This is a genomic window from Vibrio sp. SCP2, from assembly GCF_059295395.1.
This window is the reverse complement of record NZ_JCAFVV010000002.1, coordinates 272,014-294,930: the sequence shown is the minus strand read 5'-3', so window position 1 is coordinate 294,930 and position 22,917 is coordinate 272,014. Positions and strand designations below refer to the sequence as shown.

Below are 22,917 nucleotides of genomic sequence, written 5' to 3'. Positions count from 1 at the left end.
AATTAAGCCCTCGCGCTCAAAGCGATAACCGGAGTCAAGCGTGACGCTCTCCTCGCAGGGAAGTATGAGGCTAGCAGAGCCAAAACAAGCGTTACTAACAGTGACCAAGCAATTGAATCTGGCGTAATCACCGGCGAGCCAAGCCAATCAGGTAAAGTTACTGTACTTAACAAAGACACAAGCGCGTAAGAGATGGTTAACCCCAGCCCTGTCCCAACGGCAACTAAGATTAACCCTTCGAGAATGAACTGACCCAATATCGAATTTTGAGTTGCACCAATTGCCAATCGAACCCCTATCTCGCGCGTTCTTTCCGTCACAGATAAGAACATGATATTAGCCACACCTAATGCGCCAACAGCCATCGTCATTGCCCCACTCGCGCCAAGGAAAATCTGAATACCGCGGAAAATCCCAGTAATCAATGCGCCGCCTTCACTGAAGTCGGGCAGATTTATCGCCTCTTTATCGCTCGGGTCAAAATGCAGTTGTTTGGCAAAGAAGGTAACTAAACTCTGCCTAAAAGACGCGCTATCCATACCTTCAACAGGCTTCAGTAATAGCATCCACGGCTTTGCATCCCACAAATCGAGATAAGTGGTTTGCGGAACAAAGACCTTGCGGCTATCACCAAAGGAAATCCCCGCATCTTCGTCCTTAATCACGCCTATAACCAAGAAAGGAATACCATTGACTTTGACCTGTTCGCCGACCTTAATATTACCCATTTTGGCAATTTGGTCGCCGAGAACAGCCACTCGCGTATGGTTAATGACATCACTCGGCGAGATGTTGCGCGAGCCAGATTCAAGTTTACGCTGCACTAAAGAAAAGTAAGACGGATCTATCCCACTCACAAAGCCAGACAATTTCTGCCCTCTAACATTGGTTACACTGGCGTCCCATTTCGCGTACACCGTCGATGCTTGCGCGACAAAACCCGACTGTTTGAGCATATCGACCTTATCTTGCTCAATAGTGATTTTTCGTCGTGAGGGCATACCGTGCCAAGGCTTACTGGTACTTGAAGGGAAAGCGATTTGCACATTGTTAACCATAAACGACAATGACTGAGTTTGATGACGATAGAAGCCTTCACCGAGCGCAATCAAAACAACGACAGAAATCACTCCCCATGCAATGGCAATGATCGCTAAAATGCTTTTTAGCCTATGTGCCATCAAGGTTTGCCATGTTTGCTGTAACAAACTGCTCATGAATCAAAAGCCTGAGAAATCAAAGCCATAGTGCTGTCATCTAACTTACCAGCGGTTTGCAGTAGTCCGACTCTCTGACGCCAGTAGTTATATAGGTTGGTTTGCAGGCTATTCTTTGCATCGAATAAACTGTTGTGCGCATTGATCACTTCCGACACTTCAAGAAGACCAGCATCATAGAGCTTCTCTTTACTGCGCAGCACCTTAGCTCGTGATTCGACGAGTTCATCCGCCATCAATACCTGACTCCAGTTGATATCAACCTGAGTAAAACGTTGGATGATGCGTTTCTGGATATCTATTTCTACTCGACGCAAATCTTGTTTGGCACTTAAAATATTAAGCGATGCTTCATCAACCTTAGCGCGCGTCGCCCCATTAAGATCAATCGGCACACTGAGTGTAATCCCGGCATTGAACTCACCGCTTGAGCGTCTATCGTCATCGCTGTAGCCTAGCTTACCCTTAACCGTCGGGTAATACCCACCCTGCGCAGAGTCTTTAGCAAATTCACTCGATTTCACATTCTGCATGGCAACCAATAACTCTGGACTACTGTCTTTGGCTAACTTGAGCCACTGTTCTTGAGAATCGACTAACATTGGCGGCTGAACAAGCGAGTCTGTTCGGACTTGGTCTACCTCTTCGGGCATCTGATTGATCAGTGCAGCAAGCTCTGCTTTTTTGCTTTGCAGCTGAGCTTGAGCCTTGAGAATCGCAGCTTTTTCCGAAACTTGAGTCGCTCTAATTTCTTCCACATCAATGGATTTCACTTTGCCCGCTTTGTATCGTTTCTCGATGATCTTAAGTAACTTAGCCCCTTCTTCTAATTTGTTTTGCGCCAACACAAGGTCCCCCTGAGCACTGGCCATATCGAGATAACTAGAAAGTAGTTTTTGCGCCAATTCATTGTGTGTTTGAGACAGCTCTAACTGAGCTTTTAGTAAATTAGCTTCTGCTCGGTCTAAATCTGACCACAAGCTGCTATCCCAAATTGTCTGGGAAAGGTTGGCGCCATAGCTGTTAGTATTGTGCGTCGTTTCGTTCCAATTAGCAGAAGCATCGGCACTTAATGAAGGCAGTAGCGAACTACGGCTAGATGAAATACCCGTTTCACCTAGCTGAACACCTATCTTGGCTTTTTCGTAATTAGGATCGCTCTGTTTTGCTTGTTGCCATGCCTGCTCAATAGATATCGCGTAACTCGGCAAACTGAGGGTTGTTGCCAGTAACACAACACTGATTTTAGATAGGTGCAACTTAGCCATGGGCCGCCCCCATCATCATGCTGTTATCAATGATTTCTTCATCCAGTTCAACGCCATCGAGCACTTCTACATTAATGCCGTCTGAAAGACCTAATTTCACTTTCTGTTTGTGGAAACCTTGCTCCGAATTATCAGGGATCAGAACATTGGGCGTCTCACCCTCAAACTGAAGTACACGTTCAGGTAGAGTCAGTACATTTTCCGACTTTTTAAGCGTGATTTGTGCGGTTGAAGAGAACCCTGAACGCAGCATAATATCTTGAGGAATTTTCAGTTCACCGACTTCTACCCCGAAGCCATTATCGAAACTCTTGGCTGTGGTCGAACCCGGAGAGTTGAGGTTTTCTGACTGGATCGCCACCTTAGTCAGTACACCTTCGATTTCAACCTCAGGGTATGGCGCTACCGTAAGAATCACAGGCATACCCGGTGACAACTGAGCCGCATCATGCTCACTGACACTGCCCTTAAAAATCAGACTTTTCATGTCCGCCAGCGACATCATCTCGGTCGCAGCTTGGCTAGACTCGGTGGAAATAATTGGCTCACCGACTTCTACTTTTCGATTCAGCACTGTGCCGTCAATCGGTGCATAAATGGTGGAGGTTAAACGAGCATTACCTATTGAAGCCTCACCACTTCGGATCAGCTCGAGGTTTTGGCGTTTCTGTAACACATTGGCTTTAGCCGACTTAACGACCGAACGCGCGGTAACATATTCATCGTAATTACGAGGAATAATGTCTTGCTTAACCAAGCTCTCTAAGTTGGCAAGTTTTTGCTTTGCCGACTCCAGATCCGCTTCGCTACGCATTAATTCAGTTGAGGCATCCGTTAGAGCTTTAGGCGTTGGGTTTGGGCGTACTTTGATCAAAGGCTGGCCCTGTTTTACTTTCTCACCCACTTGGGCGTAGATTTCTCCAACAATCCCATCAATTTGTGACTTTATCGATACTGAGTGCGCCGGAACGATTTTGCCTACCGCAACCGCCTGTTTTTCAATGGTTCCTTTTACGACCGCCAGCTTAGGAAACGCTTGTGGCTCAGAAGAAGATTGCAGATAAAAATACGCGCCGCCACCTAGCAATGCGACACCGACAGCAGATAAAAGCCAACGTTTAGCCATGGTTTACTTCCAAAAATTGTTTTGCGTAGCCATCTGACTACCTCAAGATTATAAAGTTCCGGTGATAATACAGGATGTAAAATCAAATAATACATATGAAGTTTGTATGAGTTTGTCGTGCTAAATTGACAATAAAAAACGGCCAATTGAAATTGGCCGTTTTTTGCTACGCTAATCGGTCTATAAAGTGGCGCTTTTTACCATGCCAGCTTCAGCGTGTCCCGGAATGTTGCAGGCAAATTCCACTTTATTGTCACCATGGAAATGCCACAGCAGCTGTTTGGCTTTTCCAGGTTCTACGGTCACTGTGCTGCCAGAATCATGAGCATGACCCGCCATTGTTTTCATCATCTCGCGGTGTTTGAGCTGCTCTTTTGCAGAACCAATTGAAAACTCATGATCTATCTTGCCTGTATTCATCACCACAAACTGGACCACATCATTAGGCTCAATCTTGACCTCTTTCTTAAAGCGAATGGTCATATCATCGCTGAGAACAACGTGGACGACCTTGTCAGGTTTTGCACCTGTCGCAGGCATACCAACGTCTGACATGCCTTCCATATTCATCATATCTGAATGATCCATGTTGGAGTGGTCCATTGCCATCATCTGACCATGATCCATATCTCCATGATTCATCATCGAATGGTCCATCTGAGCGAAAGCGTATGAACTAACCAAGGCTGTTGTGAGCAATGCGAATGTCTTTTTCATCTTTTATATCCTTACGATTAGGTTGTAGGCAGCAACAATGACATTGCCACCTACGATTGAAGTTATTGGTTTGGAACTTGTTGATTTGAAGCTTGTTGTTTGTCATTAGATAGCTTTGAAAGCTCTCTTTGCTTCCACAGCTTGAAGATTGCAGGCAGTACTAGCAGAGTCAGCAGAAGCGCTGATGCCATACCGCCAATCATTGGCGCTGCGATACGTTGCATGACTTCAGAACCAGTACCATCGCCGTACATAATTGGCACTAAACCTATGATGACTGTCAGTACCGTCATCATCACCGGACGAACCCTAAGCCCCGCGCCTTCACGAATCGCATCCGTCAAATTACCTTCGTATAACGATTGCTGGTTTTGCGCGGCTTCGAGTTTACGTTGGTGCCAAGCTTGATTGAGGTAAACCAGCATGATGACGCCTATCTCTACTGCAACCCCAGCAAGAGCAATAAAGCCCACACCGACCGCGATAGAAAAGTTGTAACCTAGGTAGTGCATCAGCCAGAGTCCACCGACCATCGCCAATGGCAGAGTACACATGATGACCAACACTTCTCCTACTCGGCGGAAGCTGAAGTAGAGCAGCAACATAATGATGGCAATGGTGATTGGCACCACTACGCTCAAGCGCTGCTTAGCACGTTCCATATATTCATATTGACCAGACCAAGTGAGCGAGTAACCCGCAGGTAGCTGGAGCTGTTCACTGACAACGGCCTGCGCTTCGTTAACGTAGGAGCCTAAATCACGACCATCAATGTCAACAAACACCCAGCCGTTTGGTCGAGCATTCTCGGTTTTGATCATCGGAGGGCCATCTTCATAACGAATGTCAGCCACATCCGCCAACGCGATGCGCGCACCATTAGGTGTTACTAGTGGGAGGTTTTGCAGTTTCACCACCGAATCACGGTAGTCTTGTGGGTAGCGAACATTGATTGGGTAACGCTCTAACCCTTCAATTGTCTCGCCAACATTCATTCCGCCAATCGCCGTAGAGATAACTTGTTGGACATCCTGAATATTGAGTCCATAACGAGCAGCAGAGCGACGCTTAATATCAATCGTCACGTAACGACCACCAGCGACACGCTCAGCGTAGACTGACGCCGTTCCACTGATTTGATTTAAAAGCGGTTCAAGCTCGCCACCGATTTGCTCTATCACCTCAAGGTCAGGCCCAGCGATCTTAATGCCTATCGGTGTCTTAATCCCCGTCGCCAACATGTCGATACGCGTTTTGATCGGCATGACCCATGCGTTGGTTAAACCTGGGAATTGAACCAGTTGATCAAACTCTTTACGTAACGACTCCGTTGTTACCCCTTCTCGCCATAGCGCTTTGGGTTTAAGTTGAATCACAGTCTCGATCATGGTCAGCGGCGCCGGGTCAGTGGCAGTTTCTGCCCGACCAATCTTGCCCCATACCGTCTCAACCTCTGGTACAGACTTAATTAACTTGTTGGTCTGTTGTAATAGCTCACGCGCTTTACCAATGGAGATCCCCGGATAGGTGGTCGGCATATACATCAAGTCACCTTCATCTAGAGGCGGAATGAATTCACTGCCGAGTTTGCTCATTGGATAGTAAGCAGAGGCAAGCAGACCTAATGCCAATACAATCATGGCTTTAGGATAAGTTAAGCTTAAGTTGAGTAGCGGACGATAAAGCGCAATGAGCGCCTTGTTTACTGGGTTTTTGCTCTCTGGCAGCACTTTGCCACGAATGAAATAGCCCATTAGCACAGGCACAAGCGTAATCGCTAAGCCTGCTGAAGCCGCCATCGCATAGGTTTTGGTGAACGCAAGCGGTGAGAACATCTTGCCTTCTTGACCTTCTAGCGCAAACACAGGAACAAAGCTCAAGGTAATAATCAGCAGCGAGAAGAACAGTGGTGCCCCCACCTCTTGCGCAGCCTTACCTATCACTTCCCATCGGTTGTTATCATTGAGAGGCGTACGCTCGATGTGTTTATGGACATTTTCGATCATCACGATCGCCCCATCGACCATTGCACCAATCGCAATCGCAATACCGCCCAACGACATGATGTTGGCGTTAATGCCCTGCCAATGCATCACAATGAAGGCAGACAGAATCCCCACAGGTAAGCTCAGCGCAATTACCAATGACGAACGGATATGGAACAAGAACAAGGCACAAACAATCGCAACGACGATGAACTCTTCTGCCAGTTTTTTCCATAAGTTCTCTACCGCCGAATCAATCAATGTCGAGCGGTCATAGGTCGCTTTAATCTCAACACCAGGAGGCAGACTTCGCTGCAGATCTGCGAGTTTAGCTTTGACGTTAGTGATCACTTCACTGGCGTTTTCACCAAATCGCATCACGATCACGCCGCCAACCGCTTCACCCTCACCATTAAACTCAGAGATACCTCGGCGCATTTGAGGGCCTAGGTTAATATCTGCGATGTCACCGAGTAGCAAAGGCGTCCCTTTGTCTGTCACTTTAAGTGGTAAGGATTGAATATCTTCAACACTCGATAGGTAACCTGTGGTACGTACCATGTGTTCCGCTTCCGCCACTTCGATGACTGAAGCGCCCGTTTCTTGGTTGCCTTGCTGAATCGCCTTATTGACTTGTTGCAGCGTCAGGTTGTAAGCACGGAGTTTGGCCGGATCAATTTGTACTTGATACTGTTTGACCATACCGCCAACAGTCGCAACCTCAGATACGCCATTAACGGTTTGCAGCTCATACTTCAAGAACCAATCTTGCAGCGAACGTAACTCAGCGAGATCGTGTTGACCTGTTTTGTCTTGGAGCACATAGCTGTATACCCAACCTACCCCTGTGGCATCTGGCCCGAGCGTGGGCTTCGCCCCAGAAGGAAGATTCGGAGCCACCTGACTGAGATACTCAAGTACGCGTGAACGCGCCCAATACATATCGGTATCATCGTTAAAAATGATATAGATGTATGAGTCGCCAAAGAATGAATAACCCCGCACGGTTTCTGCACCAGGAACAGCAAGCATGGCCGTTGTCAGTGGGTAGGTGACCTGATCCTCCACCACCTGAGGCGCTTGACCTGGATAGCTGGTTTTGATGATCACCTGAACATCGGAAAGATCAGGGATAGCGTCCACTGGGGTATTTTTCAGGCTATAAAGGCCGCCCAAGGTTAAAGCTAAAGTCGCAATCAGTACTAAGAAACGATTACTGATCGACCATCGAATAATCGCGCTAATCATACTGGCTCCTCACTCACCGTGATTTGCTTAAGTAGGTAATCCGCCCCTTGTTTTTCAACTAGAAACCGAACTTTCTGACCTTCTTCAAACCCAGACAAATCCACTTCATCACCCACCGAGAAGTTCATCTCTCCGGCCTGCCAATCCCATTCCGCGACAGGTAAATGTTGTAAGGTGATCATGCCGAAGTCCGCCATCAGCATAGTGATATCTCCGCTCACCCACACCTCATTGGCGACAACACTGTCACCGACTCGATAATCAACAATTTGATACTGACCTTCAGGTGTCTTTTGCATCTCAAATTCTATGGCTTGACCTGATTTCAGCTCTTGCATGTTTAGCGGCTCAGCTACAGTAAAGTTCATCACCATTCCCGGCCATTGCCATTCAGGAACGGCTTGGTGATTGATGGTTAGCATTCGATGCCCTGCCATTACATCGGTAATTTCACCTTGAGCCCAGACGGTATCAGCTGGTGGCTCAGTGCCATTAATTCGCGACAGATCGGCAGATTGGCTAGATTCTGAATCCAACATAAAGTGCGCCGACGTCACAACACTTTCGCCTAGGGTGAGTCCTTCAAGTACCTCGACACTCTCGCCTGCTTCTCGACCCACATTGATGCGCGCAGAACGATACTTTCCGTCACCTTCTGCAAGTACTACGCGGGTCATTCCTCCCGAACGAATCACGGCAGATTTAGGGACGGTCAATACTGACTCTTGGGTAACGGGCTGCAGGGCAATATTGGCAAACATATTCGGTTTGAGTTCGCCATTAGGGTTGGGGAATTTCAGACGTACCCGCAAAGTACGCGTACTCGGGTCAAGAATGGGATAGACATAGTCCACTTCCCCTTGCCACTGGCCATTGGGGATAGCGTCAAGTGTCATCGTGGCAATACTGCCTGCTTGCATCCAATGGGCTTGGCGCTCAAAGACTTCCGCATCAACCCAGACTTCTTCCAGCGGGCCTGCACTGATCACCGCTTGCGCTGGAGATAAGTACCCCCCTTCGCGAATATTCAAGCTCGCGATAACGCCATCCGCTGGCGCTTTAATTTCGATAGATTGAGACGCTTTACCTCGCTTCTTGATTGCTTTAATTTGTGAGCGATCGACCCCTAAGGTAACCAAGCGCTCGGTCGCCCCTGTCACCAAACCACTTCGGCCTGTTCGATAAGCGTTGAGTAACTCTTCTTGCGCTTTAATTAGCTCTGGAGAGTAGAGCGTAAATAACACTTCACCCTTAGCGACTTTTTCTCCTACCGCATTGATATTGAGCTTTTCAACCCAGCCGGCAACACGCACATTGGTTTGCCATAAGCGACTTTCATCAAACGCAACGTAACCAACGGTTTCAATCCTCGGTGACAAGCGCTGCTTCTCAACTGCCGCGGTTTTTACTCCGAGGTTGTTTTCTACCGATGGGTCTATCGTCACTGTGCCCGGCTTGCTGGCACCTGAAGCCAAATCCTCGGCATAGACAGGGATAAGATCCATCCCCATCGGCGATTTACCGGGTTTATCGCGTTGGTAATTTGGGTCCATCGGTGCCACCCAATACAAGGGCTCATTTGAGTCCTTACTTGGAGCCGCAGCATCCGCCATTTTCATCAATGAGTGACTAGGCAAAAACTGGCTCACACCGAAGCCAATGCCACCACCAATCAATACTGCGATCGTCGCTACCTTAAATGTTTTCATCATCGTTCCTTATTGTTCTACTGAGTGATTTCAGGTAGCGAGACCTGAAACTCGAAAGCGCTAAATAGCGTCGCTAAGTTACTCTTGACGATGTTTAGATCGGTCAATAAGCGTTGCTGTTCTAATTGCAAGGCAAGGTCATCTCTCGTGGCGGCTATCACGTCGCTAAACTGCGCTGTGTTATTTTGATAACCACGTTCGACGGCGAGAATTCTTGCTCGCGCTTGAGGTAGTAAGGTGGTTTGGTAGCGTTCAAGTCGTTGATTTAAATTACGCTCATCAACCAGTAACGCGTTCACTTTGGCATTCATCTGCGCAAGCAAAGTGTCTTTCTGAGACTTCGTCGCCCCAACTTGATACTGCGCTGCGGCAAGGTTTCTGTCTTGTCGATTGCCCGTAAACAGCGGAACATCGACAGTCAGATAGGCGCTGACAAGATCAGAGGCAGGTTCGCCCATCATGTTGTTTGCCTGTCTATAGGCATACATCACTTCAACACCAACTTGAGGCGTATAAGCTTGCTCGGCGATATCAACTTGAGTTTGATTTACAGCAATCGAAGCATCGATCATCTGCACCATTGGGTGTCGCTTAAGTAACTCGAAATGGTCGGTTTGGTTTGCGCTGCTATCCAGCTTATTAGCCAAACTGTGCCAATCTAACTGATTACTCGCTCGCAAATCACTGTGTTGATTGAGCCAGCCAATGCCTAGCCACTCGGAGAATTGAGAGATCAATCGAGTTTGCATTTGGCTGTTGGCTTGCAGTTGCTCATCAAGCTTGCTGACTTGAAGCTGGGCATTGAGTAAATCTTGAGATTCACTCTTACCAATTGAATAGTTGGTTTGAATAAAGCCCTGTAGCTCGACGAGTAACTGTTTATTTTCTCGCAGAATCTGCTCAGCTTGCTGCAAATAACCCAGCTCTAACCACAGCTGAGTCATTGCATTAGCAACTTCAAGTTCGCGCGATTGCAATTGTAGTGTCACGCCATCCGCTTGTTGGTTCGCTTTCTTACGTTGCAGTTCAAGTGTCGAGCCCCGTTCAAACTGCTGCATCAAGCCGACCGAGATGTTGGTCATTGGATCTTCATCAAACTTAAAGCTTTCGGTTGGCAAACCGCCAAACCCCACTTTCAGTTTTGGGTCCATTAAGGTTGAGTTAGCAATACCCGTTTCTCTCATTGCGAGTGATTGGGCGTAGAGCTGCTTACGATTGGTATCATTGTTTAACGCAGTATCAATCATCTGCGCCAGTAAATCGCGAGGTGGCTGCGCAGCTAAATCGGCTTCAGCCAATACAGCAGTCGGGGCAAACCACAACGCCGCACTTAGCGTAAGTGCCAGACAAGTTGGTTTAGTCTTCACGTAGTAATCCGTTTCTATGTGCCTAAAAAGGCATAAAAGCGCCTCTTCACGAACAAATCGTAAAGAGATGAAGTAATAGAAAACGATTTACGCTATTGGGGGGCGATACAGGGAGGACGTTTGGTTGATCGGCACGCTTCTATCGTCACGGACAATAAGAGCAAGATGACTAGAAGTCGAGTGGACTGGCTGATAGTGATCAAGCAGGGCAAAGACTGTCATGCACATCACGTCGCAGCACATGTGCTGACTAGGCTCGGACTCACACTTCTCCATCATCATCGGGGAATGTTCTTCTAGATTGGATTTCATCGGCATATTGCATGCGCTTTGAGAATGATGCATCGAGCTTGCGTCCATCATTTCAAAGCTCATTAAAGGCGCGCTGCTAGATAGCGTCGAGAACAGCATAGAAAACATGCTGATCGCAACAATCCAGATTTTTTGGCTGACTCTGAACGTCATAGCGCACCTAATAATGAACAATCTCGTTTATGTTAAACCTTACCCTAGGGGGAGGGTCAATCACTCTTTACCTATCCAATGACAAAAACTTAGACCCTAAGCCAAAACTCTGCGGCTTAAACCGCTTGTAATGAAACAAAAACGTCATATTCAGGTCCCAAACTACTTATTAAGTAAATTGTCATCTAAATTTGTAGGTAGGAATAATCAAGGTGCACACTATGGGTAAGCTTGTCGCATTACTACTGTTGTTGAGTTACTCATCGTTTTGCAGCGCAGAGGTTGTTAACAAATCCGTTAACTTTGTGATTGGCGATTGGGAACCCTACACCAGTAGTCAAGACAATCCCAACTATAAGATCTCCGAAACACTAGTCCGCGCCGCCTATGCGACCCAAGGTTATCAAGTGAATATCGAATATCACCCTTGGAGCCGCGCCTACCGCTATGCACAAACGGATAAGTACGACGGAACTTTTCCTTGGTTTAAGAACAGTGAAAGGGAAGTCTTATTCCTATTCTCATCACCGTTATTTGTGCAGAAAATCGTGTTCTTTTATCACAGCAATAGCCAATTTGACTGGCAAGAAATGGCTGACCTCAACCAATATCAAATCGGTGCGACTCAAGAATATGAAGTGACGCGTTTAATGCAATCAAACGGGGTAAAGCTTGAGATATCAAACTCTGATGATGTGAATTTTATTAAACTCGGCAAACATCGAATCGACGCCTACCCCGCAGGGCTTGAACGCGGATACTATATGCTCGGCAATTTACTTCCTGCCATGCAAATCAATCAGCTCAAGGTGCACCCCAAACCGATTATCGAAAATGACATGTATGTGATGTTCTCAAAGCAAAACCTCAGCCGCAGCCAAGAACTCAAAGAAGCGCTTCGTTTAGGGATTGAGCAGTTAATAAAATCTGGGGAGTATCAGAAAATCATTGATGTAGAAAAGCAGATTAGAACAGACTCCTCAGTGCAGAATTAGTCTTTGTCATATTTCTGTCGCAATCTTGGCGTAAAAGACATTGTTCAACATAAAACAATAAAGGCCATCCTTTTGAAATCGCTATTTTCTGCCACATTACTTTCACTGATTGTTTCCTCACATCTTCATGCTAAAGGCATGCAACTTGAAGTGTCTGACCTTATATTAAATAAAGAGTTTCCTTCCGCTTCAGGCGCGGTATTTAGCAATAACAAAGTCTATGCGATTGGGGATGATTCTCCCTACCTCTTTGAATTGGACGCTGATCTAACCATTCAAGACAAGCAGCTCATCAAGCACTACCCTATCGCCAAAAACGGTCGCATCGTAAAGAAGGTTAAGCCTGATTTTGAAGCCATGGATGAAGTGGATTTTTATGGTAAACCTGCGTTCGTGATCTTAGGTTCCGGAAGCAAAGCGCATAAACGTGAATGGGCATTTTTAATCACCCAAGATCAACAGACCAAGATTGAACGTTCTTTACGACCTCTTTACCAGCAGCTCTATAAGCAGAGTGGTTTTAGCGGTAAGCAAAAGCTCAACATTGAAGGGCTTGCAAGTACCGATAAGTACGTTTTCGTACTCAATCGCGGTAATTCAGGCACTAATGTCATCTTCCGTCTACGTCTCGATGAGTTTGTCCAATATCTAGAAGGTCAAACCGATAGCGTTAACGAAATTAATGTTACCCATGTTCAGTTACCGGTTTATCAAGGCTTCGAAGCCACATTATCCGGCGCGGAATATTGGCCTGAGGCTGAGCAACTCGTTTTTACCGCTTCAATAGAAGCCACAGGGGATGCTTACAACGACGGAGATATTTTGGGTAGCTTTGTTGGCACAGTGCCCGTCAACCAACTCGGCGTTCATGGCAGTAAACTGGACCTGACCGAAGCCACCATACCAGTAATGAAAAATGGTCAGCGAGTTATCACCAAGGTGGAAACCGTTGCTATCGCTGAAAGTAGTAGCGATAAAATCAAAGGGGTATTGCTGAGTGACAATGATGATGGAACAAGCGAGCTATTTCGCTTTAAGTTAACTCGCTAGGAACGATTTTACAAACAAAGCCCCTGCTTAAGGGGCTCTTTTTTAACAATCTTATTTATCTAACTGATTGAAAATATTAAGAATAACTTGCTCGACGTAAAGCAGAACCATAGCCTGACCAGACGGCTCACGATATGCACCTGTCAATGCAATGATGTTACCTGTTTTGTGGTCAAACGCTGAGAACTGACCGTTCACACCAATCATGGTAGAGAACTTGCGCCCACCAAACTCAACGGTGCGCCATTGGTTTTTGTAGAAAGCCGTTGGCATTAATAGATGTTCGTAAGAAATACGACCCCAAGCTTGTTTTACTTCATCATCGCCATTCTTAACTTGCTCGATGTATTTTTTAGGCAGAACTTGCTCACCTTTAAAGTTCTTACCGTCGTTAACCATTAAGAAGCTACCAATAGCAAAATCACGAGTGGTCATGTTCGCGGCGCCAGATGCCATAGACTCTTTATTCACGCTGGTATACATTGCCATATCGCTAGTAAAACCACCTTTTTTCCATAGGTACTTTTCGTAAAACTCAGCGAGTGTCATGCCACTAGCACGTGAAACTGCCAGACCTAGCATTTCCGTATTGATATCACGATACTCATAGCCAAAGCCCGGTGGGTTTGCTGGTTTCGCTTGCTTCACGAAAACTTTTGACAGGTACTCGCTAAAAGAATTTATCTCACCATTCGCATCTGGGCGTGGGATTAGCTTGCCATCTTTCTCTACGTGGCCGTTATACCCCATCGCTGACGGCATGGAACTATCCCATGAACCATCTGCACCAGCCGCATAGTTTGACCAGTGGTACCCTTCTCGGCTCTTAGGTAGCTTCACGACGCCCGCAGTCATATCAGCATAGTAATGAAGAGGAATATTAGCCCACTCGCTACCTTTCAGTTCAGGTGCATACTTACCGATTGGATCATTCATGCTCAGCAAACCTTCTTCTTCAGCAATAAATGCAGCCATGCTCGAAAAAGACTTAGTCGAAGACATAATATGGTTCAGCGTATCTTTATTGGTACCATTCCAATAATCTTCGGCGATCACTTCACCTTTTTTATTCATGATGACGTAGTTTTGGATACTGGCACGATCACGCATCACATCGTACAACGAGATTTTGTGTCCCGGAATCACATCGTCCAACATTACTTTAGCTGGGTCAAAGCTGTTTAACACCTTGATAGGCATCGCTTTATTTGGGTTATTCTCTACCTGAGCCCAGTGATGATAAAGATGCGCATCTGCCATGGTAAACTGGACAAAACGCTTCTCTTCCCAGTTCTCAACACCCGCTCCGTAATGGTTAAGATTTGCTTCCATTTGCTGATTGGGCTCATGGTATGTCACAGCCTGTACTGGAACAGTGATACCGACGCTAGATAGTAGGGTTAGTGCAAGTAGTGTCTTCTTCATGTGAAAGTTCCTTTATTAAGTTGTCCTAATCTTACTTGCGAGCATCGAATAGTTTAAATTAGTTACTATTCGATTTTCGAATACTAAATAAATCAATGATAAATTGGCCGACTCTGCCCATATCTCTGTTCGCTGCCCATACCAAGTCTAAGCCTGAGTACATCTTAGTTTGATTGAACTCTGGCTTTATGGAAACAAGTGACCCTAACTCGATACGTTCGTGGCACCAATCTGATGGTAATATTCCCCACCCCATACCGAGTTCAATAAGATGGCTGCATTGAACCAAGTTATCCGCTTGCCAAGTATCTTGCGAAAAAATAGAGGTTTTACTTAACACGGGATGACTGCTGAGTGAGCGGCCGATGATTTGCCGCGCAGCAAGCAGCTCTTCATTGGAGACTTCTGATAGATCAGCCAGTGGATAGTCAGGACTACACACACACTGCCATTCATATTGATGAATGGTGATAAAATTGAGGTACTGAGGGTAAGCATCAGCGCCAAAGTGTACACCGAGATCAATCTCATGATTGAGTAGCGCTTGCTGCAAGGCTAAGTGATCGAGAAGCTGAATTTGTACTTCGGTGTTGGGAAACTTTTCTTCTAATCCAATCAAGACAGAGTCTAAGCAACTTAGCGGTGCCATAGGGTCAACACCGATAACTATCTTGGTTTCGACCTCATTGTATACCGCTTGAGCAAAGCTGTTCATCTTATCAGCCTGCCGCAGCAAAAGTTTGGCCTGTTGATAAAGCCTTTCACCCGCCTTAGTTAAAGTGGGCTTACGAGTTTGACGATCAAATAAACTTAGGCCTAACTCATCTTCTAAGTTACTTACCCCAATACTGACTGAACTCTGGCTTTTATTGAGCTTTCTCGCCGCGGCTGAAAAAGAGCCGGCTTCTACCGTAGTAACAAAAGCGATGGTTTGTTCCAAATTGATCATGTTGCCTTCACTAGACCGAATGTATGACAGATATGTGCAACTCAATGCTACCCCGTTCTTTCTCTTAAGCAAGCATTGAACAAGTCTAAGCGTGAACCTTCTCAACTGCGATATCACACTAATAAACAGTTACGTCAATTGATGTATTCATCACTTACGAGCCACATGGTGTTATTAGGATGAATGTTAACAACATGTTACGGAGAAGACACCATGGAGAAGGTAGCTCTAAATAGCAAAGCGGTAAAACTGACTACGCTGGCACTTGCTGTCGCGGCAAGCAACCAAACCTATGCACTCGAAATGTATAATGACGAAACCACCAGGTTTGATATCTACGGTGCGATTGGCGCGCATATCACACGCAATAACTTTGATAATGGGGAGACGCTTTTTATTGAAGATGGAACCTTAGTTGAAGACCCTGGCTCTTACGTGGGCGTCTCGGCGTCTCACACACTAGCCCCCTTCAGTATCTATGCAGCGTTAGAGGGCGAGCTAGAGTTCAATTCATCAAGCGACTCGTTACTCTCAAATTCAGAAGATTTTCTTGTTAGTCGTCAAGTTTACATAGGAGTAAAACACGACGACTTTGGCAGTGTTTCGATCGGCAAGCAAGAATCCCCCTACATGGTGACAGACATCGGCTACTTCAGTTACTGGGCTGGTGGCAGTGCTTTGTTGCTGTCCGATCAGTTGGGTAGTAGACGTACCGCGAATACAGTGGTGTGGGGTAACACATTTGAGCAACTTGAAGTCCGTTTACAATACCAAGCCAAACGCTCTGAAGATCAGATCACGTTTGGTAATGGTTATAATGCTGGCGCTCTATTTGTTGGTAAGAATGCCCTTCCACCATCAATGGGAGGTGACCCATCGAGTATCTCTGCAATCAGTGTCAAGGATGGATATGCAGCCAGTTTGCGTTACACGATCGACGAAACAATTCAGCTAGTTGCCGCCTATAACCGCGCCAACGATATTTCTGGTCAAGGGCTAGACCTATTGGGTCAAAAGCCAATGACGTTAACCAATGCAGACCATTCAACCTGGGCCGTAGGCTTTGTCGCAGGCATCGGTGAGTCAACCAAAATCGCCGCAAGGTACGAGAACGCAACGAACAACTACGAAGATGGTAACCCAGAGGAGCGCTACCAAACGGCAACACTGGGTATTCAACACAATTGGCTACCCCACCTTCGCAGCTACGCCGGTTTTGATACCGTACGCGATAACACTCAAAATGCCGCGCATAAAACGCTTTTCAATGACTTTCACCTAGGTACGGCTTTCGCACCTGTCCCTTGGGGTGAAATTTATCTAGAGTATTACAACACCGATCATCACACGGTAACGGGTGACGCCATTTACCTTGGTGCTGGTTTGATGTTTTAACTGCCTTAGACGATATAGAGAGTGAGCTACTGTGGCTCACTTTCTACTTCTTGTAGTAACCTTTGCAGCAATTCAATCTGCCCACCGATACCCAGTTTAGAATAGATGTTAATGCGGTGAACTCGCTCTGTGGCTGGCGATATAGATAACGCTTTTGCCGCAAGTTTCGAGGAATAGCCTAAAAACATCAATTTAACTAGCTCCGCCTCTCTTCGTGTTAAATGCTTACGTGAAAATCCGTCTATAGCTGAGTGAACAAGCTCAGGCAGCGGCTTGTTTAAGTCGAGGTCGCGATGATGTTTGTAAAGCAGCTTTTCGACAGTGGGTAGCCAATGTTTGATTCGATTAACGTGCTCTTCTGTAAAGAAAGGATAGCTTTGTTTAAGATCGACAACGATCCAAATTCTTTGATCACGGGTAATTTGCATCCATATCAACATCTGATCTTTGATTCGATAGTTCTGACAGTATACGAGCCAACGCTTCCTACAAATTGGCTGAGCAAGCACTTCTTGGTGACCCATCTGAGACAATACCGACATACCTGAAACCGTTTGTCTTGCCAAACTTGGTAAAACAATCTCGCTTTGTAAATCTTGATACTGGCTATCTGATAAATCTCCATAGACCACCTTTATCTGATCATTACTTTCCAACAACACTGAAAACGCATCGAAAACGATCAACTCAGCATATTGTTCGGCCAATTTAGCGTAAAAACCTTCATAACCACAGTGATCAAACATGGTTGCAATGTGCAATTGTTGAATTTGGCTTACATCTCTTAACATGCCGCGCTCCTTGTCAACTAAAGGCAAAAAAGCCCCTTGTCTAAACAACTAAGGGGCTTGAAACTAACTTATTGTGCTCTATATACTTCTTCACCACCGACAACGGTTCTCAGAACTTGAGTTTTATGTATTTCGGTTGGCGAGACCTTAAACGGGTTTTGGTTGGTGACAATAAAATCTGCTAACTTACCAGGTTCAATGGAGCCAAGATTATGTTCTTGGTATTGAGCATACGCTCCACCTAACGTATACGCTTTTAGAGCAGCTTTTAAACTAATCGCTTCTTGGTGAGCAAGAGAGCTACCTTCGCCTCCAGGTTGCTTGCGTGTAATCATACTTTCGATTGCTGGCCATGGATTTGGGCTAGCTGAAACTGGCCAATCCGAACCTACCGAAACATGAACACCTTTATCAACCAATGAACGAAATGGGAATACCCAAGACAAACGCTTCTCACCGACATCTCCTTTGATCATGTCAGTGTGAGGACCTGGATACCAAAAGTAGGGAGAAAACTCCGCGACAGCTTCATATTGCTTAAACAGTTTTTTGTCCGCAGGATTTACGAACACGGTATGCGCCACGCTATGACGAAGCTCGCTTCCATTCTGCCTTGTGTTACCTATCCCTTCTAACGCTTTGCGAATCGCCATATCACCGACTGCGTGGATCTTAACAGTCAGCCCTTTTTTATCGTACTCTGATATCTTTTCGATAAAGTAATCCGGATCATCACGCCAGTAGCCTCTATTATCTGTCCCTTCAAATGGATCCACCATGACCGCAGTTTGCCCCCCGGCAGAGCCATCTAAAACAAATTTGACGCCAGAAACAATCACTCGATCTGCGTTATAGCTTTGGTAGTTTTGGATCGCTTCCGTCGCTAGTTCTTGCATCCATTTTGACTTCCACTCTATCGGATCGGCGATATAGGCAAAAATTCGTACATTCAGCGCATCATCTTTTGAAAGAATGCCGTAGGACCTAAGAATCCATTCTCGTGCCCACACATCTGAAATGCTGGTAACACCAACACTGTTCATAACATCAAACACGGGTTTAAGCCCATTATACGCAAAGTCTTTATTCGAAGGCCTATCTACAAGAAATGATTCCCAAACAATCGTTGCAGCATTTTCTCTCAGCACTCCTGTCAGTTCGCCATCGGCGTCTCTAACATAAACTCCCCCTTTAGGATCAGGCGTATCCTTTGTTATTTTGAGCAACTCTAGCGCCTTACTGTTAACAAGCGCAGCATGACCGCCAACATCCCAAAAAAACGCAGGTTTATCACTTACAAGCTGGTCGAGAATCGATTTGTTCGACGGCTGATTGAAGACCTCAATCAGTCCGTTATCATCAGACAACCAGTTAAGTGGCCCACCATAAATCCACTTAGAATCTGGGTTGTTTTTGCGAAACTGAGCCACTTTTTGACCGAACTGCTCGTAAGTCATTGCGTATTCAGTACCAATGTTCATGACCATTTCAGCACCAAACCCAGGATGAATATGATCATCAATCATTCCTGGCATCACAAATTGCCCCTGAAGATCAATCACCTTTGTTTTAGCGTTTGCTAGTTTTTTGATTTCTGCACCGCTGCCGACCTGAGTAAACTTACCATCTTCGATGGCAAACGCCTCAGCCCAAGGTTGTTGAGTATTCACAGTATAAACTTTACCGTTTAAATACACTTCGTCCGCTGATATTGCTGCTCCAGATATCAGAACCGCGAAAGCTGACAAGCAAGTTCGTAAGCTCATGACTTCTTCCCTAAAGTTGCTGCCCTTCTATGGGCTGTGAATGAATATTCCGTCAACATCTGCGTACTACAGCTCAAAACCGCAAAACGAAATTAACAATTAATTAACAAGGCTACTCCGCACCACTTACTCAATCAATAAAAACTCGAATAAATTCGATTTAACTGTGATTTAGATTTCGCTACAAGATTTGAACATTTTCGATTAGCTCCAACCGAACACCAATTAGAGTAAACATTCCAATCAGAATGTGTATTTCTGTCCCCCTTAAAAATCACATTGTTATTGATGAATTTGTTACGTCCCGCGCGATTTAGAATCGCTAAAAATTAAAATTTGGCACTCACCTCAATCCATTGAGGACATACATCATTTGGCGTATTGCTCGCCATTTACACCCATCACAATGTTTAGTCGGATTAGAAATTGCTCAATAAAAAAAGACCTAGCTATAAAGCTAAGTCTCTTTTGACAGTGGTTAACGCATCCTATTTGAAATCATCTCTCAGCTTCTTCGGTCAATAAGACCTCCCACTTCAGATGTTCCTCCATAAGCGTCGCCAGCATCACTTAACATCTGACTGACCATCTTTGACATCGCCTCCATTTCAGCTTTATCAAACTTGTAGTCATTCATTTGCCCATCAATGTTAGTACAGCGGCCAATCATCGTATTGCCTGAAGCCTTCTGATATTTGACCTCCGCGACAGCGTCAAATGCCCCTTCATAGTTCAATTTAAACTGCTTAGATGGATCATCTGGCTGGAACTTAATCAATACAAAGCGGCTATGCGGAACTTGGGCTTTTACTTTTGCAAATAATCCATTCGAACCGTCGATCAAAGATTGAGTTAACAAGTCCTGACGAAAATTTTGCCCATGATAATCTTTGCTTAGTCGCTCAAGCTGCGTATCTGCATTCGGCGTATCTGGGCCACCAGCGATAACCACGAACAATAATGGCTTTTCACCACTGTGGTGACGCATTTCTTGTAGGCCACGCAAAATACCTTGAAACGATGAAGTCCACGATCCTAGATACTGCTTCTCTTGTCCATCCATCGCATGCTGAGCAAAACTACCAGAAGTAAACGAGCGAACTTGCGCGGTAAAAGGGTCATAGAAGCTGCCGTTCTTATTCAGCGCGCCTTGATTCCATTTATCGTTAAACCCAATGCTACGCATGTTGCCACGACAAATACGGTTAAATGGCATCGTCATCGCGCGAAAATCATCAATAGGCAAGTCAGCATTGGTATTGCGGGTACTGACCATAGAGAGAATACGCCGCTTGGTTGCTTCTACATCCACTTCTTCTTGATTGTAAGGCAGCCAATCAACCACTTTTTGCCCAGTTGCAGGTACGACATGACCCTCTGTAAATAGCGCGGCCTCAACAAATGGTTGCATCACTGAGCCACTATTAGCAATTTGCAGAGGAGAGTCGATGCCACGGCGACGCAAGGTTGCCAACTCATTTCGCCAATTAAACTTATCGTAGCTATTAGCACCTTTGTCTTTAAACACGAGATGGTTTTCACAATTGATGACCCCAGGTTGACCGCTACGTATATGGCTACGAGTCGCATTTTCATAAGGAATCACCGCAACTCGGCCGAGCTTATCTAGATCTTGCGTATCGGGTTTACGCACTTGTTCAATGAACATTCTTGTTAGCTGGTGAGCCACCGCTAATTTAGCTGACTGCAAGCGACGAATATTGTTTGGATAATACTGAGTGCAGGTGTTTTCATTCATTGACATAGAGTGATCCACAACCAGAATCACATCCCCGAGATCCCCTCCTCCTGAACCAGTCGTAGTTTTTGCCGCCGCAGCAAAGTTAGAGACATCTTGAGTTTCATCAAACGAAGGTGCAGAGCTATAGTGCATCCAACTATTGTGACGTGTCATCGCTGCCACTCGATAGCTAAATGCCTTCTGCTCCGGGATCGGTTTAATATCTATGTTTGTCTGTGGAATCGCCTCAACATCATGCAGGTAAGAATGAATCGTCTTTTCAACAATTTGCTTCGACTCTTCACCTCGCGCTTGTCTCTCTGCACCCTGTAAGATTAGAACCTGCTCCGCTTGATCCGCGGCTAAAAGCAGTGATGACGTTTCTAGCGCATCACCCAATCGCGCTTTGTAGTTGAGATAGCGCGAACCTTCAATACCAAATGCCGTAAATCCAGCGAGGGCAACAAAGACCAAAACAAACCAAATAGAAGCGGCACCGCGTTGTTTGTTGTACATATTAACGCCCCACACTTAAACTACTTGAAACCAATACCGCGCCCTGCTTGTCTTTGCCAATCACTGAATTGAAGATTCCGTGAGAGCGGTAGTAAATCGTCACACGATACATAGGTGCAAAACGCTTCTTACTAGTAAATGGGGCAAGCTTCACCATCTCAGTCACCGGTTTTCTTTTGCCAAGAATCTCTTGGTTGCCGAAATGGAAGTATGCTTGGCGCCTAAGTGCAGGTTTATCTTGCTGATTACTCATATTACGATTTACCAAAGTAATCCCTTCAACACTCAGCGCATAGCGGCTATCGTCGAAGTTCGGAATCTGTTTTTTTAGTTCCGCGCGGACAATGTCGTGAATGATTTTGGCATCTGAATAACTAACCGGCCTGTCTTGAACGACATCAATTTTATGATCGAACAGCAACTCTCTTTCGCTAAGCAAGTTTACGGCTGCATAACTGAGGTTATCTAGCTCACCCTGCATGCTTGTTTTGCGCGATAAATCGGCGGCAAAGCCTAGGCAAACTGACAAGCCCATCAAAACCAAGACCATTTCAATTGCGATTGAGCCTCGATGTTTATACATGTTTGGCACCTTCTTGCACTGAAATGACACTACGCACCACTTCATGCGTAGGCATTAAGCTGACGCCAAGCAAAGGTCGGTAAGTATAGGTCACTTGATAACGGGCGATGGGCGCAACATTAGGATCAACACTAGAACTTATTTGTTGTTGAGCCAGAGCTTTTAGATTCGCATAGCGTTTAATATCAACACTTACACTTCCCTTGTTAAGCAGAAAGCCCCAAAGTGAGAAATGGTTTTTGTCGATGATATGGCGAAAGTGCTGCTCGAACTCTTTTTCAGTTTTAAAGTGACGAGCTTTAACGTCACGCGCCGATTCAGAGACAGCAAAGTTAACCACTGACGTAGAATAGTTTTGTAGGCCAATATCCATTACCAAGATTGTAACCAGCCACAGCGCGAGGAAACTCAAGGCAAATTCGATACTGACGACTCCGCGAACAGAACTCTTAGGTGTCAAAATTTGATTCCCATTCCAAAATTTTGACAGATACTACGACATCAAACTTATTTTTCGCAAGAAAAATATCAAATTAATTGACTCAAAAAGTCACCACAATCGACTTAAATCGATCAATTAACATTCGATTGAGAGTTTACTACG

At 45.6% G+C, this 22,917-nt stretch carries 18 protein-coding genes; 3 read left to right on the top strand and 15 right to left on the bottom strand.

From position 1 onward, the window contains the following. Positions 1 to 2: 2 nt before the first annotated feature. The 8 genes from AC5O63_RS09290 to AC5O63_RS09255 all read right to left on the bottom strand — a co-directional run bounded on the left by AC5O63_RS09290 (position 3) and on the right by AC5O63_RS09255 (position 11,102). Entirely contained in the window at positions 3 to 1,217 is a 1,215-nt protein-coding gene (locus tag AC5O63_RS09290) for an ABC transporter permease (protein WP_494504749.1), read from the bottom strand. Beyond that, a complete protein-coding gene (locus AC5O63_RS09285) occupies positions 1,214 to 2,485 on the bottom strand; it encodes a TolC family protein (RefSeq protein WP_494504748.1) in 1,272 nt (423 codons plus the stop codon). The genes AC5O63_RS09290 and AC5O63_RS09285 overlap by 4 nt, the downstream gene beginning before the upstream one ends. Next, positions 2,478 to 3,611: an efflux RND transporter periplasmic adaptor subunit gene (locus AC5O63_RS09280; RefSeq protein WP_494504747.1), complete on the bottom strand. Its 1,134-nt coding sequence runs from the start codon at positions 3,609 to 3,611 to the stop codon at positions 2,478 to 2,480. Before AC5O63_RS09280 ends, AC5O63_RS09285 begins: the two co-directional genes overlap by 8 nt. Before the next feature lie 180 nt (positions 3,612 to 3,791). Continuing rightward, positions 3,792 to 4,328 (bottom strand): copper-resistant cuproprotein CopI, encoded by a 537-nt coding sequence (copI, locus tag AC5O63_RS09275; RefSeq protein WP_494504746.1) that lies wholly within the window; start codon positions 4,326 to 4,328, stop codon positions 3,792 to 3,794. 62 nt (positions 4,329 to 4,390) lie between these two features. Further along, positions 4,391 to 7,561, bottom strand: coding sequence for an efflux RND transporter permease subunit (locus AC5O63_RS09270; RefSeq protein ID WP_494504745.1), 3,171 nt, complete (start codon positions 7,559 to 7,561; stop codon positions 4,391 to 4,393). Further along, positions 7,558 to 9,270: an efflux RND transporter periplasmic adaptor subunit gene (locus AC5O63_RS09265; RefSeq protein WP_494504744.1), complete on the bottom strand. Its 1,713-nt coding sequence runs from the start codon at positions 9,268 to 9,270 to the stop codon at positions 7,558 to 7,560. The genes AC5O63_RS09270 and AC5O63_RS09265 overlap by 4 nt, the downstream gene beginning before the upstream one ends. A gap of 17 nt (positions 9,271 to 9,287) precedes the next feature. Continuing rightward, a complete protein-coding gene (locus AC5O63_RS09260; RefSeq protein ID WP_494504743.1) occupies positions 9,288 to 10,637 on the bottom strand; it encodes a TolC family protein in 1,350 nt (449 codons plus the stop codon). A gap of 87 nt (positions 10,638 to 10,724) precedes the next feature. Continuing rightward, the gene (locus AC5O63_RS09255; RefSeq protein WP_494504742.1) at positions 10,725 to 11,102 is read right to left on the bottom strand and encodes a hypothetical protein; all 378 of its coding nucleotides are present in this window, start codon (positions 11,100 to 11,102) and stop codon (positions 10,725 to 10,727) included. A gap of 221 nt (positions 11,103 to 11,323) precedes the next feature. On the opposite strand from AC5O63_RS09255, the gene AC5O63_RS09250 reads away from it, so the two are divergent. Then, positions 11,324 to 12,097 (top strand): substrate-binding periplasmic protein, encoded by a 774-nt coding sequence (locus tag AC5O63_RS09250; protein ID WP_494504741.1) that lies wholly within the window; start codon positions 11,324 to 11,326, stop codon positions 12,095 to 12,097. A 72-nt stretch (positions 12,098 to 12,169) separates the two neighbouring features. Beyond that, positions 12,170 to 13,147 carry a DUF6929 family protein gene (locus AC5O63_RS09245; protein ID WP_494504740.1) on the top strand — a complete coding sequence of 326 codons (978 nt, stop codon included), beginning with the start codon at positions 12,170 to 12,172 and terminating at the stop codon, positions 13,145 to 13,147. Between the two features lie 51 nt (positions 13,148 to 13,198). Here AC5O63_RS09245 and AC5O63_RS09240 read toward each other — a convergent pair whose 3' ends face one another. After that, entirely contained in the window at positions 13,199 to 14,572 is a 1,374-nt protein-coding gene (locus AC5O63_RS09240) for a serine hydrolase domain-containing protein (protein WP_494504739.1), read from the bottom strand. Positions 14,573 to 14,630: 58 nt separating this feature from the next. Next, positions 14,631 to 15,521 (bottom strand): LysR family transcriptional regulator, encoded by an 891-nt coding sequence (locus tag AC5O63_RS09235; RefSeq protein ID WP_494504738.1) that lies wholly within the window; start codon positions 15,519 to 15,521, stop codon positions 14,631 to 14,633. A 213-nt stretch (positions 15,522 to 15,734) separates the two neighbouring features. On the opposite strand from AC5O63_RS09235, the gene AC5O63_RS09230 reads away from it, so the two are divergent. After that, a complete protein-coding gene (locus AC5O63_RS09230; RefSeq protein ID WP_494504737.1) occupies positions 15,735 to 16,916 on the top strand; it encodes a porin in 1,182 nt (393 codons plus the stop codon). A gap of 26 nt (positions 16,917 to 16,942) precedes the next feature. Here the strand turns inward: AC5O63_RS09230 and AC5O63_RS09225 are convergent, their stop codons facing one another. The 5 genes from AC5O63_RS09225 to AC5O63_RS09205 all read right to left on the bottom strand — a co-directional run bounded on the left by AC5O63_RS09225 (position 16,943) and on the right by AC5O63_RS09205 (position 22,773). Beyond that, entirely contained in the window at positions 16,943 to 17,707 is a 765-nt protein-coding gene (locus AC5O63_RS09225) for a LuxR C-terminal-related transcriptional regulator (protein ID WP_494504736.1), read from the bottom strand. A 68-nt stretch (positions 17,708 to 17,775) separates the two neighbouring features. After that, entirely contained in the window at positions 17,776 to 19,473 is a 1,698-nt protein-coding gene (locus AC5O63_RS09220; protein WP_494504735.1) for an amidohydrolase, read from the bottom strand. Positions 19,474 to 19,978: 505 nt separating this feature from the next. Further along, complete coding sequence (locus tag AC5O63_RS09215) at positions 19,979 to 21,730, bottom strand: TadE/TadG family type IV pilus assembly protein (protein ID WP_494504734.1); 1,752 nt, start codon at positions 21,728 to 21,730, stop codon at positions 19,979 to 19,981. A 1-nt stretch (position 21,731) separates the two neighbouring features. Further along, complete coding sequence (tadF, locus tag AC5O63_RS09210) at positions 21,732 to 22,313, bottom strand: tight adherence pilus pseudopilin TadF (RefSeq protein WP_494504733.1); 582 nt, start codon at positions 22,311 to 22,313, stop codon at positions 21,732 to 21,734. After that, on the bottom strand, positions 22,306 to 22,773 hold the full coding sequence (locus AC5O63_RS09205) for a TadE family protein (RefSeq protein WP_494504732.1): 468 nt from the start codon (positions 22,771 to 22,773) through the stop codon (positions 22,306 to 22,308). The genes tadF and AC5O63_RS09205 overlap by 8 nt, the downstream gene beginning before the upstream one ends. Positions 22,774 to 22,917: the final 144 nt, after the last annotated feature.

Bases quoted from the DNA above. Each gene is read 5' to 3' on its own strand.
- AC5O63_RS09225 (WP_494504736.1), bottom strand. From the start codon at position 17,707: ATGTTAAGAGATGTAAGCCAAATTCAACAATTGCACATTGCAACCATG.
- AC5O63_RS09230 (WP_494504737.1), top strand. From the start codon at position 15,735: ATGGAGAAGGTAGCTCTAAATAGCAAAGCGGTAAAACTGACTACGCTG.
- AC5O63_RS09255 (WP_494504742.1), bottom strand. From the start codon at position 11,102: ATGACGTTCAGAGTCAGCCAAAAAATCTGGATTGTTGCGATCAGCATG.
- AC5O63_RS09215 (WP_494504734.1), bottom strand. From the start codon at position 21,730: ATGTACAACAAACAACGCGGTGCCGCTTCTATTTGGTTTGTTTTGGTC.
- AC5O63_RS09250 (WP_494504741.1), top strand. From the start codon at position 11,324: ATGGGTAAGCTTGTCGCATTACTACTGTTGTTGAGTTACTCATCGTTT.
- AC5O63_RS09285 (WP_494504748.1), bottom strand. From the start codon at position 2,485: ATGGCTAAGTTGCACCTATCTAAAATCAGTGTTGTGTTACTGGCAACA.
- AC5O63_RS09280 (WP_494504747.1), bottom strand. From the start codon at position 3,611: ATGGCTAAACGTTGGCTTTTATCTGCTGTCGGTGTCGCATTGCTAGGT.
- AC5O63_RS09235 (WP_494504738.1), bottom strand. From the start codon at position 15,521: ATGATCAATTTGGAACAAACCATCGCTTTTGTTACTACGGTAGAAGCC.
- AC5O63_RS09290 (WP_494504749.1), bottom strand. From the start codon at position 1,217: ATGAGCAGTTTGTTACAGCAAACATGGCAAACCTTGATGGCACATAGG.
- copI (WP_494504746.1), bottom strand. From the start codon at position 4,328: ATGAAAAAGACATTCGCATTGCTCACAACAGCCTTGGTTAGTTCATAC.
- AC5O63_RS09270 (WP_494504745.1), bottom strand. From the start codon at position 7,561: ATGATTAGCGCGATTATTCGATGGTCGATCAGTAATCGTTTCTTAGTA.
- tadF (WP_494504733.1), bottom strand. From the start codon at position 22,313: ATGTATAAACATCGAGGCTCAATCGCAATTGAAATGGTCTTGGTTTTG.
- AC5O63_RS09240 (WP_494504739.1), bottom strand. From the start codon at position 14,572: ATGAAGAAGACACTACTTGCACTAACCCTACTATCTAGCGTCGGTATC.
- AC5O63_RS09265 (WP_494504744.1), bottom strand. From the start codon at position 9,270: ATGAAAACATTTAAGGTAGCGACGATCGCAGTATTGATTGGTGGTGGC.
- AC5O63_RS09220 (WP_494504735.1), bottom strand. From the start codon at position 19,473: ATGAGCTTACGAACTTGCTTGTCAGCTTTCGCGGTTCTGATATCTGGA.